The sequence below is a fragment of the Formosa algae genome, assembly GCF_001439665.1.
Lineage (GTDB): Bacteria > Bacteroidota > Bacteroidia > Flavobacteriales > Flavobacteriaceae > Formosa > Formosa algae.
The window spans coordinates 155476-172830 of record NZ_LMAK01000011.1 but is presented as its reverse complement, the minus strand read 5'-3'; the positions used below and the strand labels follow the sequence as shown (position 1 = coordinate 172830).

Below are 17355 nucleotides of genomic sequence, written 5' to 3'. Positions count from 1 at the left end.
TTAATTGTTGTATTTTAAATTTTTACGTTGATATTTTCTCAACATTATTATTAAAAACGCAATACATACACCACTCGCAGCCATAGCAGCTCCAACCCAATCTGCAGAAGTATACCCATATCCCATAGCAATAGGTAAACCAGCAAAATAAGCACCAGAAGCATTACCAATATTAAAAGCGCTTTGATTAAGTGACGACCCTAAAGTTTCAGAACCTTCTGAAGCATTTATAATGGCAACTTGTATTGGGGTTGATAGGCAAAAAGTGACAGCACCTATTATAAACGTCATCACTAAAACCATAATTTTGTCTGATGAGAATATGGTATTTAAAGATAAGCAAACCACCATTGCAGATAAAATAACGATTACCGCATAAATAGGGGAGAGTTTTTCGGCAAGTTTTGCACCTAAAAAATTTCCAATAACCATACCCAAACCTGCGAGAATCATGGCAAATGAAACCATTTCTTCTGGATGTTTTGCTACATCTGTTATTAAAGGGGCTATATAACTATACCAAGCAAAGAATCCGCCCGTTCCAATTGTTGTGAGTAGTATAATTAACCAAAGTTCTAAACGCTTAAAAATTTTTAAATCGTCAAGGATATGTGTTTCCGAAGATTGCTTTAATAAAGGCATCCAAAATTTTATGCTTAATACCACTAAAATACCCACAAAACCGACTAATAAAAAGGAGAGATTCCAGCTAAAATGTTTTCCTAAATAGGTCCCTAAAGGTACACCAAGTAAATTCGCAAAAGTAAGTCCGCTAAACATAATCGCTATGCCTTGAGCAGATTTACCAGCTTTAGACAGTTTGCCTGCAACAACAGCACCAATTCCAAAAAAGGCTCCATGAGGTAATCCAGATAAAAAACGCAAAACGATAAAAGAATTATAGCCGGTAGCAAAAGCAGATAGTGTATTGAATACAGTAAACCATAACATTAATGCCAATAACACGCGATTTGCAGCCCATTTATTCCCAATCGTTGTGAGTATGGGAGCACCAACAACAACACCTAAAGCATAAGCAGAAATAAAATGTCCTGCTTTAGGTATCGATATATCGAATGCCGTTGCAACTTCTGGTAATATTCCCATAATTACAAACTCAGTTAATCCAATTCCAAAACCGCCAATTGCTAAAGCTAAAAGTCCTTTATTCATATCATACAATCGTTAACGTAATAATCAGGCAAATGTAAGTTGACTTTTATATTCTGAAGATTTTTTTTAATAAAATTTAAGTTAAATTATACTTAAACGTTTACGTAAAATTTTCAAGTATATACTACATTCATAAGGCGGTTATTATATCATAAACAATTTTTTAAAAAGCTAATAAAAGTTTGTTTTTTGGGGGTTTAACTACATATTTCTCAAATATAAGATTGTAAACATGAAACATCTTCAATTTTATAAAAGACTATATATTTTGGTATTTATAATGTAATCGATAACATTTTTAACCAAACTATTAGTTATTGTCAGTAAACAACGTTATTTTTACTAATCAAATAAACTAAGAATAAATATTTAAAACTTTTTTATGAAAACAACCGACGTTACAGATAAAAAGTCCAAGTACCGGTGGACGATTGTAGCAATGCTGTTTATGGCCACCACCGTTAATTATTTAGACAGACAAGTCCTTTCTCTAACCTGGAAAGACTTTATCGCTCCAGAATTTCACTGGACAGATAGTGATTATGGTACAATAACAGCACTATTTTCACTTTTTTATGCCATTAGTTTACTCTTTGCAGGACGCTTAGTAGATTGGTTAGATACCAAAAAAGGGTTTATGTGGGCTATTGGTGTTTGGTCTTTAGGAGCCGTTTTACATGCTTTTTGTGGTATTGCTGCTTCAGGTATTTTAACAGGTCATTGGTTTGTTGGTTTTGAAGAGGCCAGTCATTACATTGCTCAAGTAGAAGACGTTTCTAGAGTATTAAACGTGAGTATTGTATTATTCATTTTTGCACGTTTAGTTTTGGCTATTGGAGAAGCAGGGAACTTTCCTGCCGCGATTAAAACAACAGCAGAATTCTTCCCTAAGAAAGATAGAGCTTACGCAACCAGTATATTTAATGCAGGTGCGACAGTAGGAGCATTGGCAGCCCCTTTAGTTATTCCAGTATTAGCTAAAAATTACGGATGGGAGTCTGCATTTATTGTTATTGGTGCCCTAGGTTTTGTTTGGATGGGTTGGTGGCAATTTGGTTATAGTAAACCACATGTTCACCCTAAAGTTAATGCTGCAGAGCTAGCATATATTAATCAGGATTCAGAACCTATTAAAAAAGATAATGAGATTGGTAAAAAGGTAACTTTTAAACAACTCTTTAAATACAAACAGACTTGGGCTTTTGCTTTTGGTAAGTTTATGACAGATGGTGTGTGGTGGTTTTATTTATTCTGGACACCGGCTTATTTAAGTTCTGTGTATGGTATGGAATCTTCAGATCCTATTGCACAATTTGCATTATTTGTTTTATATTCTATTACCTTATTATCAATAATTGGAGGATGGTTACCAACATATTTTGTGGAAAAGAAAGGGATGAATCCTTACGCTGGTCGTATGCGAGCAATGCTTATTTTTGCTTTCTTTCCTTTATTAGCAGTTGTAGCACAACCTTTGGGGCATGTGTCCTATTGGTTCCCTGTAATTATTATTGGTATCGCAGGAGCAGCTCACCAAGCTTGGTCTGCTAATATTTTTACTACAGTAGGAGATATGTTTCCTAAATCGGCTATAGCAACTGTAACAGGTATTGGAGGTTTAGCAGGTGGTATTGGATCTACTTTTATTAATAAAGGCTCTGGGATTTTATTTGATTATTCGGCAAAAACTAATATGAATTTCTTAGGATACGAAGGTATTGAAGCAGGATATTTTATTGTGTTCACGTTTTGTGCTGTTGCCTATTTAATTGGATGGATAGTAATGAAAACATTAGTACCAAAATACGAACCAATTACAGATTTAGAATAAAGTAGTCATTAATTATAATATCTATTGAAGAAGGAATGTTGTTAAAGACATTCCTTTTTTTATGAAGATTACTAACAGTTTGGAAAGGAAATGCCTTGTAAAATAATATTTTAAGGGTTTTCGACTTAAATTTCCTAATATTTATAATAATATAGTTATTGGAATTATTTATAATTAGTACTAAAAATGCGATATTTGTATTTGAATTTGCGCAAAGGATAGAAGTGGTATCCTTTTTTAATGCTAGCCATTAAAAAAGATGTAACGAATAGCCTGACAGTTTTTAGTGTTTTCTAAAAATTGATGCGCCCTTAAAAAAAAGATTTACAAATTATGGCAATGAATAAAAATACGGTTTTAGCTTGGGCAACAACCATAATGATTGTAGTAGGATTAGCTTTAATTGCTCTTGGAGCTTTTAGGTATGAAGATGTCGCTGGTTGGGGATTCGCAGCTGTTGGCATAGGTTTTTTTGCTATTGCTTGGGTATTTAACGCATTAAAAGGTAGAGTGTAATTATGAGTGACGATAAGAAAGTAATTTTTTCAATGTCTGGTTTAACCAAGACATTTCCGGGTGCTAACACACCGGTTTTAAAGAACATTTATTTAAGTTTTTTTTACGGAGCAAAAATTGGGATTTTAGGTCTTAATGGTTCTGGTAAATCTACTTTATTGAAAATTATTGCAGGTACCGATAAGAATTATCAAGGAGACGTTACGTTTCTTCAAGATTATTCTGTAGGGTATTTAGAGCAAGAACCACAGTTAGACGAGGATAAAACGGTAATGGAAATTGTACGTGAAGGTGCGGCCGAAACGGTTGCGATTCTTGATGAGTACAATAAAATTAACGACATGTTTGGATTGGAAGAAGTGTATTCTGATGCAGATAAAATGGATAAATTAATGGCGCGCCAGGCAGAGCTTCAAGATCAGATTGATGCTTCTAATGCTTGGGAGCTTGACACAAAATTAGAAATTGCTATGGATGCGCTTCGTACTCCAGATGGCGATAAAAAAATTAGTGTGCTTTCTGGTGGGGAGCGCAGACGTGTAGCTTTATGCCGTTTGCTATTACAAGAACCAGATGTTTTACTTTTAGATGAGCCTACCAACCACTTAGATGCAGAATCGGTACATTGGTTAGAGCATCATTTAGCACAATATAAAGGAACGGTAATTGCTGTAACGCACGATAGATATTTCTTAGATAATGTTGCTGGTTGGATTTTAGAGTTGGATAGAGGAGAGGGTATTCCATGGAAAGGAAACTACTCGTCTTGGTTAGATCAAAAATCTAAACGTATGGCACAAGAAAGCAAAACAGCTTCTAAACGTCAAAAAACATTAGAACGCGAATTAGATTGGGTACGTCAAGGTGCAAAAGGACGTCAGACTAAACAAAAGGCGCGTTTAAAGAATTACGATAAATTAATGAGTCAAGATCAAAAACAACTTGACGAAAAATTAGAAATCTACATTCCTAATGGTCCACGTTTAGGTACAAATGTTATTGAAGCTAAAGGCATAAGCAAAGGTTTTGATGATAAATTATTATATGAAGACTTAAACTTTAATTTACCACAAGCTGGAATTGTTGGAATTATTGGTCCGAATGGTGCTGGTAAAACAACTATTTTTAGAATGATTATGGGAGAGCAAGATCCTGATAAAGGTTCTTTTGAAGTTGGAGAAACTGCAAAAATCGCTTATGTAGATCAGAGTCATACCAACATTGATCCAGAAAAAACAATCTGGCAAAACTTTAGTGACGAGCAAGAATTGATTTTAATGGGCGGAAAAGAAGTCAATTCTAGAGCCTATTTAAGTCGTTTTAATTTCTCTGGAGGTGAGCAAAATAAGAAAGTGAAATTATTGTCAGGAGGGGAACGTAACCGTTTACATTTAGCCATGACTCTTAAAGAAGAAGGTAACGTGTTACTTTTGGATGAACCTACGAATGATTTAGATGTAAATACATTACGTGCTTTAGAGGAAGGTTTAGAAAACTTTGCAGGTTGTGCGGTAGTAATTAGTCACGACAGATGGTTTTTAGATAGAATTTGTACACATATTTTAGCTTTTGAAGGCGATAGTCAGGTGTATTTCTTTGAAGGTAGTTTTAGTGAATACGAAGAAAATAAGAAAAAACGTTTGGGTGGAGATTTGATGCCAAAACGTATTAAATATAAAAAATTAGTACGCTAATTAATTTATAGATTTAAGCATAAATAAAACAGCCTACATAATATTTGTAGGCTGTTTTTTTATGAGTAAAAAGTCTGTTAAACTAGTTGTTATTATACAAATGACCTTCTGTAAAATCTTTATACTTTTGTTCTTTCTCGTCAGATTCCAAATAATCTAAATTGGCAAGACGTTCGTTTTCTGCATTCAATTTATATGTTTTTCTCATACCTAAAATTAACAAAACAAGAAAAATAAAGATAGTTATTAATAATCCGATAATAATTTCTTCTTCTTGAATTAACAGTATTTCAGAATTGGACAGGTTGAATTGAAATAATACAATTGACATATTAAAGATATATTTGTTAGACTAATAGCATTCCAAATATAAAATAAATATCAGTATTTACATAATTACAATATTAATTTTTTGAATACCAATCAAGTAGCGTTACTTTTATCTTAGAATCTCCTGTGTTTACAATGCTTTTAAACAGATCTACATCACTTAATCCGTCGGTTCCACGATAGTGATATGGAATAACTTCTTTAGGTTTGAATTCTAAAACCGCATCTGCAGCACTTTTAACAGGCATAGTATATGGTAAATTCATACATACGAAAGCGATATCTATATTTTTTAAGTGTCGCATTTCTGGAATATCTTCGGTGTCTCCAGAGATATAAATACGCTCACCGTTATTATTTAATAGATACCCATTTCCTCTGCCTTTAGCATGAAATTTAAGTGCTTCAGGACGTAAATTATACATGGGGATGGCTTCAATTTTAATATGCTTATACGTTGTGTGTGCTCCATTGCTAATCACTTGGGTTTGTTTTTTAAGCGCATCTGTTAATTTATCTGCTACGGCCTGAGGTGCAATAATGGTTGTAGCACTTTTTGTTACAGCTTCTAAGGTTTCAATATTTAAATGATCGCCATGTATATCTGTAATTAAAATAAGATTTGGCTCCTTTTGGCCCTTAAAAGCTTCTGCTCCTCCTGTCGGATCTAAATAGATTACCACATCTTTAATCTCCATCACAAACGTAGCGTGAGAAATGGGAGTAATTTTGGTGTCTTTTTCAACAACTGTGGTATCTATTTTGGTGTTTTTATCAAATTCAAAATGAACATCAAAACTATATAAAGTTATTGATGTTATAAAAAGGGCAAATAAGAAAATATGTTTCATAATATATGATATTAAAATGATTAAAAAAATAAGTGTTTATTTTGTATGAGCTTGCATAAAATCGGTGATTAGATTTGTAATAAATAGTCCAGTTTGTTCTGCGTTATCTTCGGTAGTTTCTGCATCGCAAATGTGTAAATACTGCACATGGTCTCGTTTTCCGAAGTAATTTACAAATTGTCTGACTCTTTTTAGACTAAAACCATCAAGAGTTGTGGTGTTTGCATTAAAGTTTTCGATGGTATTGCAATCTATTTCCATTCCTATAGGCAAATCTTCAAGCATGGATAAGGCGTATTTTAATTCCTTTTTAAAGGTAGTCGTTTGTTTTATCGCAATACTTTCATAAGTACTAAAATGAATTTGTTTTAATTTATTAATAGTCTTTAAAATACTATTCGGAATAAAATTTTCTTGCATTCCAAATACATAATAATTTTTTAAGAAGCCTTCTGCATAGGCGTAGGTAAAACCGTTACCGCTATGTCTGCCTTCTTCAGGTTTAAAATTTGCAAAAGCATTTAAGTTTACAATATTTATAGGTGAATTTAAAGCCAATGCACAGCCTTTAATATTACCATAAGCGTTGTTTTGTCCGCCACCAATTACAATTGGAGTTTTACCCGCTTTTTTTATGGTATATATAATATGTGCCACGTCTTTATCTATTTTAGATACAATTTTTCTGGCTTTAACTAATTGCTTGTCAATAGTTAAATCTAAAGATTTAATTTTCTTTAATTCCTTTTCAAAATTTAAATAACCGAGAACTAAAACGTTTTCGGGATTAGTAAATTCGTTTTTTTGAATATTTAATAATGTTTTTAGTGTGGCTTCCCAAGTATAAGTTGTATTTTGGTTACCTAAATTAGCTAAGATTCCAATGTTTTCGGGGATACCTAATAAAATATAGTCGACATCTAAAGTATTAATATGTTCGTATATATTACAGAGTGGTGGAAGTATTTTTACGTGTTCACCAAATTTAGATTCTGAAGCACGAATATGTAGTAGTCTAGAAAGATCTGTATGGTTAAAAACAACAAGTTTATCCATTATTAATTTAGGTTTTTTAAAATTTAAAAATACTATTTTTTTTGTTTTATGAACTTAATTTTAATAATATTAGCTATATTAAAAAGTTAACAAATTCTAAACAAATTAGAGATTATTTAAATAAATTATGGAACAGAATACATCAAATAACGGCTTAAAAATAGCTTTAGGTGTCGCATTAGTATTATTTTTAGGAACAGCATTTTACACGTTCGATCTTATGAAAAAGAAGAACGAAACTGAAGCTCAGCTTAAAGAGGAAAAACAATTAGTTATGACCGATTTAAGTAATATGGCAAAACAATATGATGTAGCCATTAGCGAAAGTGAAATTGCAAATACCAATTTAATTGAAGCTAGAACACGTATCCAAGGTTTAATGGATTCGCTTCAAATTTCTGAAACTAACGTAAAAAGTTTGTGGAGATACAAACAAAAATATGTGAACTTACAGAAGGAGATGGATTTTCTGTTAGAAGAAAACGATAAATTAAAAACAGAAAACAATGCTTTAACGACTTCTTTAGATAGTACACGTACGCGATTAGAAGAACGTAATATGTTTACAGATTCGTTATTGGTACAAAATACAGCACTTGCAGAAGTTGTAGAAAATGCAGCAGTTTTAAATGCTGTAGGTTTAAAAGGTTTTGGAGTTATAGAACGTAGTTCTGGTAAATTGATACCAACAGAACGTGCAAGACGTGCAGATAAACTAAGAGTATGTTTTACTGTTGCCAAAAACACTTTAGTACAAAATGGAGATCAAGAATTATATATACAAGTTTTAGATCCTAATAACAACGTATTAGGTGTTAACGAGCAAGTTATTTTTGGAGAAAAAGCTTTAAACTACAGTTTAATTAGCCGTTTTAATTACGAAAACGCAAGTTTAAATGTTTGCGAATTTGTCGCTTCTAAAGGTGATAGTAAGTTTGAAGAAGGTAGATATGTTGTAAATGTTTATAATGAGAAAGACTTAGTTTCAACATCAGAGTTTACGCTTAAATAATAGAGAATAACATAAATAAAAAACCGGAATGATTTTATATCATTCCGGTTTTTTTGTTTTTTATAACATGTAATTATTCTATAACCTTACCGTGAATGATAACGGTATCTATATTATTATCTCCGAAGGCATAAGGTAAATAATTATAGCTTGGTATTTCTTCAGTAATAATGACGTTTCCTTTTTTCCCTCGCGTAATACTTCCGTACATATTACTTATTCCCATGGCATATGCACCATTAATGGTTGCTGCATTTATTGCTTCTTCTGGAGTCATCTTCATTTTTATGCAGGCTGTACTGACTACAAAATTCATATTTCCACTAGGGGTTGTTCCTGGATTATAATCACTGGCTAAGGCTAATGGTAAACCAGCATCAATTATAGCTCTTGCAGGCGCATAAGGAATACTTAAAAAATAAGAGCAAGATGGCAATGCTACTGGCATTGTACGACTTCCCTTTAAAACTTCAATATCTTTAGGCGTCATAATTTCTAAATGATCTACAGAAAGGGCATTGTGCTTTACACCTAAAGCTACACCACCAAGAGCGTCGAACTGGTTGACATGTATTTTAGGAGTCAAACCATGTTTAACACCGGCAGCTAATATTTTGTCGGTATCTTCTAAAGAAAAATAACCTTTTTCACAAAATACATCAATGTAATTAGCTAGTTGTTCTTTCTCTATTGTAGGAATCATTTGATTAATAATGTCGTCAATATAACCATCTTTATTATCCTTATACATTTTAGGGTTTGCATGTGCACCTAAAAATGTAGATTTCACTAGAATGTTATAATCGTGTTTTATTTTTTTTATAACGCGAAGAATTTTTAGTTCAGCTTCTGTAGATAGACCATAACCAGATTTAATTTCAATAGCTCCTGTACCTAATTTCATTAAGTTCTGTAATCTATTTATCGCCTGATTATAAAGTTCGTCTTCAGTAGTGTTTTGTAAATTTTCTGCGGAATTTAATATACCACCACCACGATTAGCAATTTCTTCATAACTTAATCCATTAATTCGGTCTATAAATTCTTGCACCCGATTTCCTGAATATACCAAGTGGGTGTGCGAATCGCACCACGCCGGTAAAACAACCTTATTTGTAGCATCAATGGTTTTCTCTGCTATGGTGTCTCCCATATCTTCCATTTTTCCAAATTCCACTATGGTATCGTGTTCAATCAGTAAATAGGCATTTTCAATAAAAGGTAAGTCTTTCATTTCTTTACCTGAAACCTTTAAAACATTATGGTTTCTAGTCTGCAATAATTGTTTTATGTTGGTAATAAGTATCGACATTCGTTAATGTATTTTAGTAGTATAAATTTATGAAAATAATTTTACTTAAAGATTACAATAGGTGCACGGTTTTTGTACGATTAATAATTATTTTAAACATTATATATTGATTTCGTAAATAAGACCAATACTAAAGTGAAATAGTATAATCTTTAGTGTGATTTTGATGCTAAACATGTTAATTTATTACGATTATTAAGACTGTAGTTATTTTCTTATAAATAATATTCAAGAGCTTTAATTATTTAAAGGTTCTGTCTTATATTACAATTTGAAATTCATAAATTTAAACTTTAATAAAACACGCTTTTTTAGTTGGTTATACATGATAGAAATAAGAGATTATATAGAATCTACAGTGTCCATAAGTGATGCCGATTGGAAATTATTTGCTTCAAAACTTAAAACACGTACTTTTAAGAAAAGAGAACGTATTCTAAATGTAGGGGAGACCGAACATTATATTTCATTTATAGCTTCTGGAATAGCTCGTTTTTTAATTCCACATGAAGACGAGGAAAAAGATGTGACTTTTGGGTTTTGTTTCGAAAATGAATTCATTAGTGCCTACGATTCTTTTCTAACTCAGGAACCTTCTTTATATGCTTTAGAAGCCTTAACCGATTTGACCATTTGGAGTGTGTCTTACACCGATCTACAAGAGGTTTATGAACATACAGAAGTCGGAAATTTAATAGGCAGATTATCTTCAGAACGTTTATTTTTAATAAAATCTAAGCGCGAACAATCCTTGTTAAACGAGACTGCAGAACAACGTTATGTTAATTTATTTACAGAACGTCCAAACCTTATAAAAGACATTCCTTTAAAATATATAGCATCTTATATTGGGGTTACAGCTCAAGCATTAAGTCGGATTAGAAAACGTATTTCTTAACCCATGTTCATTTTATAATTCTATTAAATATTGGTTCTTTGCTGTATAAATTTATAGCACATGGAAATAATAGTTTTTATGATATTGTTGTGGTATTCTGGGTTGTTTTTTCAAACCTTCTTTTTACATAGATACGCAGCACATCAAACATATAAAATGTCTCGATTTGGCGAGAAAGTTTGTTTTTTTCTCACTTGGGTATGCCAAGGTTCTAATTATTTAAGTGCCTATGGTTATGGTGTTATGCATAGAATGCATCATGCTTATGCCGATACCGAAAAAGATCCGCATTCTCCTAAATACGATAGTAACGTGTTTTCAATGATGTGGCGGACAAAAAACATCTATCAAGATATTAATAAGCAACGTATTGCTGTAGATGCTAAATTCACTAAGAATGTTCCGCAATGGAAACGTTTTGATGATTTTGCAAGTTCACGAATCTCGCGTTTGGTTTGGGCTGCTCTTTATACGGTGTTCTTTATTGTATTCGCATCAGCGTGGTGGCATTGGTTGTTTTTACCTGTTGCATTTTTTATGGCGCCTATTCATGGTGTTATTATTAATTGGTTTGCACATATTTATGGGTACGTAAACTTTAAAGTTAGCGATACCTCTAAAAATTTATTGCCTTTCGATTTTTTAATGATGGGAGAAGGGTATCATAATAATCATCATAAATATGGCGGTCGTGCAAACTTCGGTGGTGTACGTTGGTACGAGTTAGATGTCACTTATGGGATTATGAAAGTATTAAATGCTTTGGGATTAATACGTATTAAAAAAAGTGCATTAGCGCCTGTTAAACGCGAAGTTTAATTATACGTTATAGTCCGATATAACCGTATTAAACTATCAGAAACTGTGTAATGTTGTTCTAACGTTACACAGTTTTTGTTTGTATCTCGATTTAAACATTTAAACTGTATAGTATCTATGGTTGTGCCAGATTTGGTTTTAATCGCAATACTTTTAAGCACAGCTTCATCATAAAAATAATCGTAAGTATTAAAGGTGGTAAACTGATCTTTTCGCTTTAAAATACGTCCATCATTGCCGTAATACATTATCTTTTCATTTTGTTTGTGTTTCTTCTGCGAATAGCAACTTATACGTTCCCTCTGATTTGTTTTCCATCGTGTTTTACAATAATAATTAGGTAAATCCGGAAATATTTGCTTCTCAAAAAACAGTTTCTTTTCTGTGGTTTGTAACGTATCGTTATTGGCACTTGTTGTTACAGAGTGTTGTACTCTACCGGCTTTGGTAAATACTAAATCTTGTTTTTGTAGTAGCAACGAGTCTTTATCGTTCTGAAATACAAAAGAACGAACCTCCATACTTTTTATAGGCCCTTGCAAGTTGTGTTTACTAACATAAGGTACAGAGGCACAAGATTGCATAATCAGTAATATAACAGTGATTACACCTGTTATATGTAAGTGGTTTATCTTCATAGTTATAAAGATAATAGATTTTATACTATTAACAATTAATAGCAATTACAGTAACTAATTTCATTTTCAATTCACAATTACTTAAACCAATACTAACATCGGGTAGATTAAAATATAGTGTATTTGCAGAAAAAAACAATGGAGTTATTTTTAGCCACTTTTGGTGCTTTATTTTCAATTATGAATCCTTTAGGAACGGTACCTGTTTTTGTAGGTTTATCGTTAGAAAACACAAAAAAAGAACGTGCAGTTATTGCGTTTTGGACGTCGCTAAATGCTTGTATTATTTTGCTGCTGTCTTTCTTTGCAGGAAAATATATTTTATCGTTTTTCGGTATTAGTATTGATGCTTTAAAAATAGCTGGCGGACTAATAATTGCGTCTTCTGGATTTGCTTTATTAACTGGTAAATTTGCAGAACATAAGGGTATGAAACGAAAACGCGTAGAAGAAGATATTCGTTCCAGAAACGAAATTAGCCTAACGCCTTTAGCGATTCCTATGCTGGCCGGTCCTGGAACAATTTCTTTATTAATAACGTACAACCAGGAATTTCAAGAGCTTCAAGACAAAGGAATTATTATAGGAGCTTTACTTTTTACAACCATTTGTATTTATCTTATTCTTAAAAGTTCGTATTTAATAGTGAAATTTTTAGGTGCCTCTGGTATTAATGCCCTGTCACGTATTATTGGGTTTATTGTAATTGCTATAGGGATTGAGTATATTATTTCATCTGTAGTGAATATTATATCTCATCTTAACTTGTAGTAGGGAGTTCTTTTTTTTTAGAAAAAAGCCGGGCTTTACGCTATATCTTTTTATGAGAAAAACATAAAAAGGATGCCGCTGCAATCCCTAACTCCATTTTAAATTAAATTTTCGGTATAATCTGTGGCGTTTCATAAACAGAAAAATTAACAGCGCTAAAGTACCGCAAGTAGCAAAACCCATAAATAGAGGTAAAGCGCTATCTGTCATAAATCCACCAATAAATGTGGCGATAGGTATGGCAACTATAGTCGATATAAATCCAGTTAAAGCAGCACCAATACCGGCGATATGTCCGATAGGTTCCATAGCAATCGCTCTTAAATTACCAAACAGAAATCCTAAGGTAAAAAATTGTGCACCCAAAAAGAGTACTAAAATAAAAATACTAGGATTAGATGTGTTCCAAAATAAGGCCACATACGTTGATGAGATTACACTAAAGGCAGCTAAGGAGGTTAACGCTAATCGACGCATACCAAAACGCACCACTAGAGTTCCGTTTAATAATGTAGATACTCCAATAGAAATCGCTAATCCAGCAAATACATAAGGGAAATTGTCACCTATTTTATATTGGTCTATAAACACATGCTGCGCAGAGCTTAAATACACCATAAAAGATCCGGTTATAAATCCTGAAAGTACTGTAAAAACTAAAGCTTCTTTATAACGAATTAATTCACTAAAGCCATTTATAAACACATGTTTGTTAAACGGTATTTTATATTCGGGATGTAAAGTTTCTGGCTGTCGTTTCCAAAACCATATGGTAACTACAACAGCAAAAAACAGTTGAGTAAAGAAAATATATTCCCAATTAAAATGGTTTAAAATAAACTGACCTAAAGCAGGAGCAATAACGGGTACGAGGATAAAGAAAGCTGTAACAAAAGACATCATTCTAGCCATATAATTTCCTCTATGGGAATCTCTAATAATAGAAATGCAAATGGTTCTTGGTGCCGAAAGTCCGATACCTTGTAAAATTCTACCAACAAGCATCCATTCTAAAGACGTCGAGAATATACAGACAAAACTGGCCATAATAAAAATGCTGAAACCAATATACATAATGGGTTTGCGTCCAAAACTATCTGAAAGCGGACCTAATATTAATTGGCCAATACCAAAACCTAAAAAGATCATGGTAATTAATTGTTGTAAGTCTGTGCTGTCCTGATTGCCTATTGTTTTTCCTATATCTGGAATTGCAGGAAGTAATGCATCTATAGATAAAGCCACTATAGACATAAGTGATGCCATTAACGCTATAAACTCAAAATGGTTTTTCTTTTTGTCTTTTTGCATCACACAAAAATACTATTTCCTCATTTATATGTTGTGATTTTAACGTTATATATTACGTTATAATGAATCTATAATAATTACACCTTATTCACATTGAATAAGGTGTAATTATGCAAAAAAATAAGGTTTAAATTTTCAGATTCGAAATCCTAAATCTTTAATTAATCATTTTAAACTTTTAAGTTAAGACACATTTTATAAATCCAACTTTACTTGTTCTAATGCTTTACTAATAAACTGTAATTCTTCAGCAGTTAATTTTACATCTATCGCTTTTGCATTTTGAATAGATTGCTTTTCATTTCTAGCTCCAGCTAAAGCAATAGTAATTCCTGGTTGTTCAATAGTCCATCGTAATACCAATTGCGCTATTGTGGCATGTTTAGATTCTGCCAAGGGTTTTAGTTTATCCAAAAAAGTTACAGTTTGTGTAATATTTTCATCTTTAAAAAAGGCTAAACCTTGTCTGTGATCACCTTCAGAAAACACATGACCCGCTTGCATTTTTCCAGTTAGTAAGCCACGCTGCAGTGGGCTATACGCTAAAATAGACATGTTTTGCTTAATCACATATGGAACAAGATCCGTTTCAATTCCACGATTCACCATACTGTATGGCACCTGATTAGAAATAATATCTACATATGTATTCGCTTCTTCAAGTTGCTCTACGCTATAATTACAAACACCAGCATAGCGTACTTTACCGTCTTTAATTAATTGTGCTACGGCTTCCATAGTTTCTTGAATAGGTGTGGTTTTATCTGGCCAATGTATTTGGTATAAATCAATATAATCTGTACCTAAACGTTTTAAACTGTCTTCACATTCCTTTATGATACTCGCTTTGCTTGCATTTTTGTAAATCGCTATAGGATTTCTATCATTATCTTTTGTATTTGTATAAAAATCACCTTCAGTAGCGTCCCAACGTAAGCCGAATTTGGTTACCAGTTGTACTTGATCTCGGGCTAAATCTTTAATGGCAGTTCCCACAATTTTTTCACTATGACCCATACCGTAAATAGGAGCAGTGTCTATAGAAGTTACGCCGTAATCGAAGGCAGATTGTATGGCTTTAACAGCATCGTTTTGTTCGGTGCCACCCCACATCCATCCACCTGCGGCCCAAGCTCCAAATGTTATGGCTGATAGTTTTAAATCTGATTGTCCTAGTGTTCTAAATTCCATAATGTATAAGTTATAAAGTCTGATAAAGTTAAGAATTACTAGATAGAACATTGGGCTATTTAAAGTTCTATTAACAATATTTGTGGTTGTAAATCTAAATAGTTCCCTTGGTAGAATTATCTTTACACATAAATTCGAAAATATGAGACACTATAAACATGCAGCACCTGGACCTAAAAAGAAGGCTTCCAAAGTGAGTATGGCACAAGCATTTAAAACTATTATTTGGCCAAGACGAAAACTTGTGTTTATTGGGTTATTACTTATTGTGTTTAGCCGATTGGCAAGTTTAGTGTTGCCATGGCAAAGTAAGGTGTTACTTGATGATGTGATTCCGAATAAAGATTACGATCAATTATATAGTTTATTAATTATAGTGGGAAGTGCTATTTTGGTTCAAGCCGTGACATCGTTTTTACTTACCAAAATATTAAGTGTTCAAGCACAGTATTTAATTTCTGAATTACGAGCTAAAGTCCAGAAAAAAGTGTTGTCTTTACCCATTAGTTTTTTCGATAATACCAAATCTGGTGTTTTAGTTTCTCGAATTATGACGGATGTTGAAGGTGTTAGAAATTTAATAGGTACCGGTCTGGTCCAATTGGTTGGAGGTACATTTACGGCCATTATTTCATTGGTGTTATTGATTCGTATTAGTCCGTCTATGACCCTTTTTGTGTTAGTGCCAGTCGCTATTTTTGGAGTTCTTGCTTTAAAAGCTTTTAAATATATTAGACCGATTTTTAGAAAACGTGGTGTTATAAATGCCGAAGTTACGGGTAGATTAACAGAAACTCTTGCTGGTGTTCGTGTAATAAAAGCCTTTAATGCCGAAGACCAAGAGAATAAAACCTTTGAAGTTGGTGTCGATAAACTATTTCAAAATGTAAAGAAAAGTTTAACAGCGACGGCGTTTATGACGAGTTCTTCTACATTCTTGTTGGGAATTGCTTCTACAGGTATTATGGGGATTGGTGGTTATAAAATTATGCAAGGTGAATTAACCATTGGAGACTTTATGTTTTTCACCTTACTCCTTGGTTTTATGATTGCTCCTATCGTTCAGATGAGTAATATTGGAAGTCAGTTAACAGAGGCTTTAGCCGGTTTAGATCGTACAGAAGAACTGATGAATATGGAAGCGGAAGAGGATGACGAATACCGTACTATAGAAATAGAAAACATGAAAGGCGACTTAGCTTTTAACGATGTCACATTCGCTTACGAAGCTGGAAAAAATGTCCTACATAACATTAATTTTAATGCCGTTTCGGGCTCCGTAATTGCTCTTGTTGGAAGTTCAGGTTCTGGAAAATCCACCATTGCTGGATTGTCGGCTACCTTTCTAAATCCAAAATCTGGTAGTGTAACGGTTGATGGTTACGATTTGTCTAAAGTGAAGTTAAATAGTTTTAGAAAACATTTAGGAGTGGTTTTACAAGACGAATTTTTATTTGAAGGTACCATTAGACAAAACATATTATTCCCAAGGCCAGATGCTACAGAAGCACAATTACTAGAAGCAGTAGATTCTGCTTATGTGAGTGAATTTACAGATAGATTTGATGATGGTTTAGATACTTTAATAGGGGAACGTGGCGTAAAATTATCTGGTGGTCAGCGCCAGCGTATCGCTATTGCACGTGCTATATTAGCCGACCCGAAAGTGATTATTTTAGATGAAGCCACTTCTAATTTAGATACAGAAAGCGAAGGTTTTATTCAGAAAAGTTTAAACAAATTAACTAAAGATAGAACGACAATCGTTATTGCGCACCGTTTAAGTACTATCCGTAAAGCCGATCAAATCTTAGTGATTGAAGAAGGTAAAATTGCCGAACGTGGAACTCATGATGAACTGATTTCTGCTCAAGGGCGTTATTACGATTTGTATACTTATCAGGCAAAAATATAATGGGTTCAACATGTTAAAATTTCTATTTATTAGCACT

Annotated in this window: 16 protein-coding genes; 8 read left to right on the top strand and 8 right to left on the bottom strand. The window is 32.9% G+C overall.

Features of this window, described 5'->3' with window-relative positions; translation table 11 throughout:
* Complete coding sequence (locus tag AST99_RS04335; RefSeq protein WP_057779533.1) at positions 1–1173, bottom strand: MFS transporter; 1173 nt, start codon at positions 1171–1173, stop codon at positions 1–3.
* A gap of 382 nt (positions 1174–1555) precedes the next feature.
* Here AST99_RS04335 and AST99_RS04330 point away from each other — a divergent pair, with 382 nt between their 5' ends.
* The 3 genes from AST99_RS04330 to ettA all read left to right on the top strand — a co-directional run bounded on the left by AST99_RS04330 (position 1556) and on the right by ettA (position 5214).
* Positions 1556–3004 carry an MFS transporter gene (locus AST99_RS04330; protein WP_057779531.1) on the top strand — a complete coding sequence of 483 codons (1449 nt, stop codon included), beginning with the start codon at positions 1556–1558 and terminating at the stop codon, positions 3002–3004.
* Between the two features lie 333 nt (positions 3005–3337).
* On the top strand, positions 3338–3520 hold the full coding sequence (locus AST99_RS04325; protein ID WP_057779529.1) for a CAL67264 family membrane protein: 183 nt from the start codon (positions 3338–3340) through the stop codon (positions 3518–3520).
* A 2-nt stretch (positions 3521–3522) separates the two neighbouring features.
* The gene (gene ettA, locus AST99_RS04320) at positions 3523–5214 is read left to right on the top strand and encodes an energy-dependent translational throttle protein EttA (protein ID WP_057779526.1); all 1692 of its coding nucleotides are present in this window, start codon (positions 3523–3525) and stop codon (positions 5212–5214) included.
* 82 nt (positions 5215–5296) lie between these two features.
* On the opposite strand, the gene AST99_RS04315 is transcribed toward ettA, so the two are convergent.
* The 3 genes from AST99_RS04315 to AST99_RS04305 form a co-directional block, all read right to left on the bottom strand.
* Positions 5297–5545, bottom strand: a complete 249-nt coding sequence (locus tag AST99_RS04315; protein ID WP_057779525.1) for a hypothetical protein — start codon at positions 5543–5545, stop codon at positions 5297–5299.
* Positions 5546–5618: 73 nt separating this feature from the next.
* Entirely contained in the window at positions 5619–6395 is a 777-nt protein-coding gene (locus AST99_RS04310; protein ID WP_057779523.1) for an MBL fold metallo-hydrolase, read from the bottom strand.
* A 36-nt stretch (positions 6396–6431) separates the two neighbouring features.
* Positions 6432–7451, bottom strand: coding sequence for an arginase family protein (locus tag AST99_RS04305; RefSeq protein ID WP_057779522.1), 1020 nt, complete (start codon positions 7449–7451; stop codon positions 6432–6434).
* Between the two features lie 127 nt (positions 7452–7578).
* Between AST99_RS04305 and AST99_RS04300 the strand changes: the two genes are divergently transcribed.
* Complete coding sequence (locus AST99_RS04300; protein ID WP_057779519.1) at positions 7579–8463, top strand: hypothetical protein; 885 nt, start codon at positions 7579–7581, stop codon at positions 8461–8463.
* A gap of 73 nt (positions 8464–8536) precedes the next feature.
* On the opposite strand, the gene hutI is transcribed toward AST99_RS04300, so the two are convergent.
* Positions 8537–9775 (bottom strand): imidazolonepropionase, encoded by a 1239-nt coding sequence (gene hutI / locus AST99_RS04295; RefSeq protein WP_057779517.1) that lies wholly within the window; start codon positions 9773–9775, stop codon positions 8537–8539.
* 325 nt (positions 9776–10100) lie between these two features.
* Between hutI and AST99_RS04290 the strand changes: the two genes are divergently transcribed.
* Positions 10101–10673 carry a Crp/Fnr family transcriptional regulator gene (locus AST99_RS04290; RefSeq protein ID WP_057779515.1) on the top strand — a complete coding sequence of 191 codons (573 nt, stop codon included), beginning with the start codon at positions 10101–10103 and terminating at the stop codon, positions 10671–10673.
* Between the two features lie 60 nt (positions 10674–10733).
* Positions 10734–11492 carry an acyl-CoA desaturase gene (locus tag AST99_RS04285; RefSeq protein WP_057779513.1) on the top strand — a complete coding sequence of 253 codons (759 nt, stop codon included), beginning with the start codon at positions 10734–10736 and terminating at the stop codon, positions 11490–11492.
* On the opposite strand, the gene AST99_RS04280 is transcribed toward AST99_RS04285, so the two are convergent.
* Positions 11489–12130, bottom strand: a complete 642-nt coding sequence (locus tag AST99_RS04280) for a hypothetical protein (protein ID WP_057779511.1) — start codon at positions 12128–12130, stop codon at positions 11489–11491. The two genes, AST99_RS04285 and AST99_RS04280, sit on opposite strands and share 4 nt — an antisense overlap.
* Positions 12131–12268: 138 nt before the next feature.
* Between AST99_RS04280 and AST99_RS04275 the strand changes: the two genes are divergently transcribed.
* Positions 12269–12901: a MarC family NAAT transporter gene (locus AST99_RS04275; protein WP_057779509.1), complete on the top strand. Its 633-nt coding sequence runs from the start codon at positions 12269–12271 to the stop codon at positions 12899–12901.
* 87 nt (positions 12902–12988) lie between these two features.
* Here AST99_RS04275 and AST99_RS04270 read toward each other — a convergent pair whose 3' ends face one another.
* A complete protein-coding gene (locus AST99_RS04270; RefSeq protein ID WP_057779507.1) occupies positions 12989–14212 on the bottom strand; it encodes a multidrug effflux MFS transporter in 1224 nt (407 codons plus the stop codon).
* A 195-nt stretch (positions 14213–14407) separates the two neighbouring features.
* Complete coding sequence (locus AST99_RS04265; RefSeq protein WP_057779506.1) at positions 14408–15403, bottom strand: aldo/keto reductase; 996 nt, start codon at positions 15401–15403, stop codon at positions 14408–14410.
* A 142-nt stretch (positions 15404–15545) separates the two neighbouring features.
* Here AST99_RS04265 and AST99_RS04260 point away from each other — a divergent pair, with 142 nt between their 5' ends.
* Positions 15546–17318, top strand: coding sequence for an ABC transporter ATP-binding protein (locus tag AST99_RS04260; protein WP_057779503.1), 1773 nt, complete (start codon positions 15546–15548; stop codon positions 17316–17318).
* Positions 17319–17355: the final 37 nt, after the last annotated feature.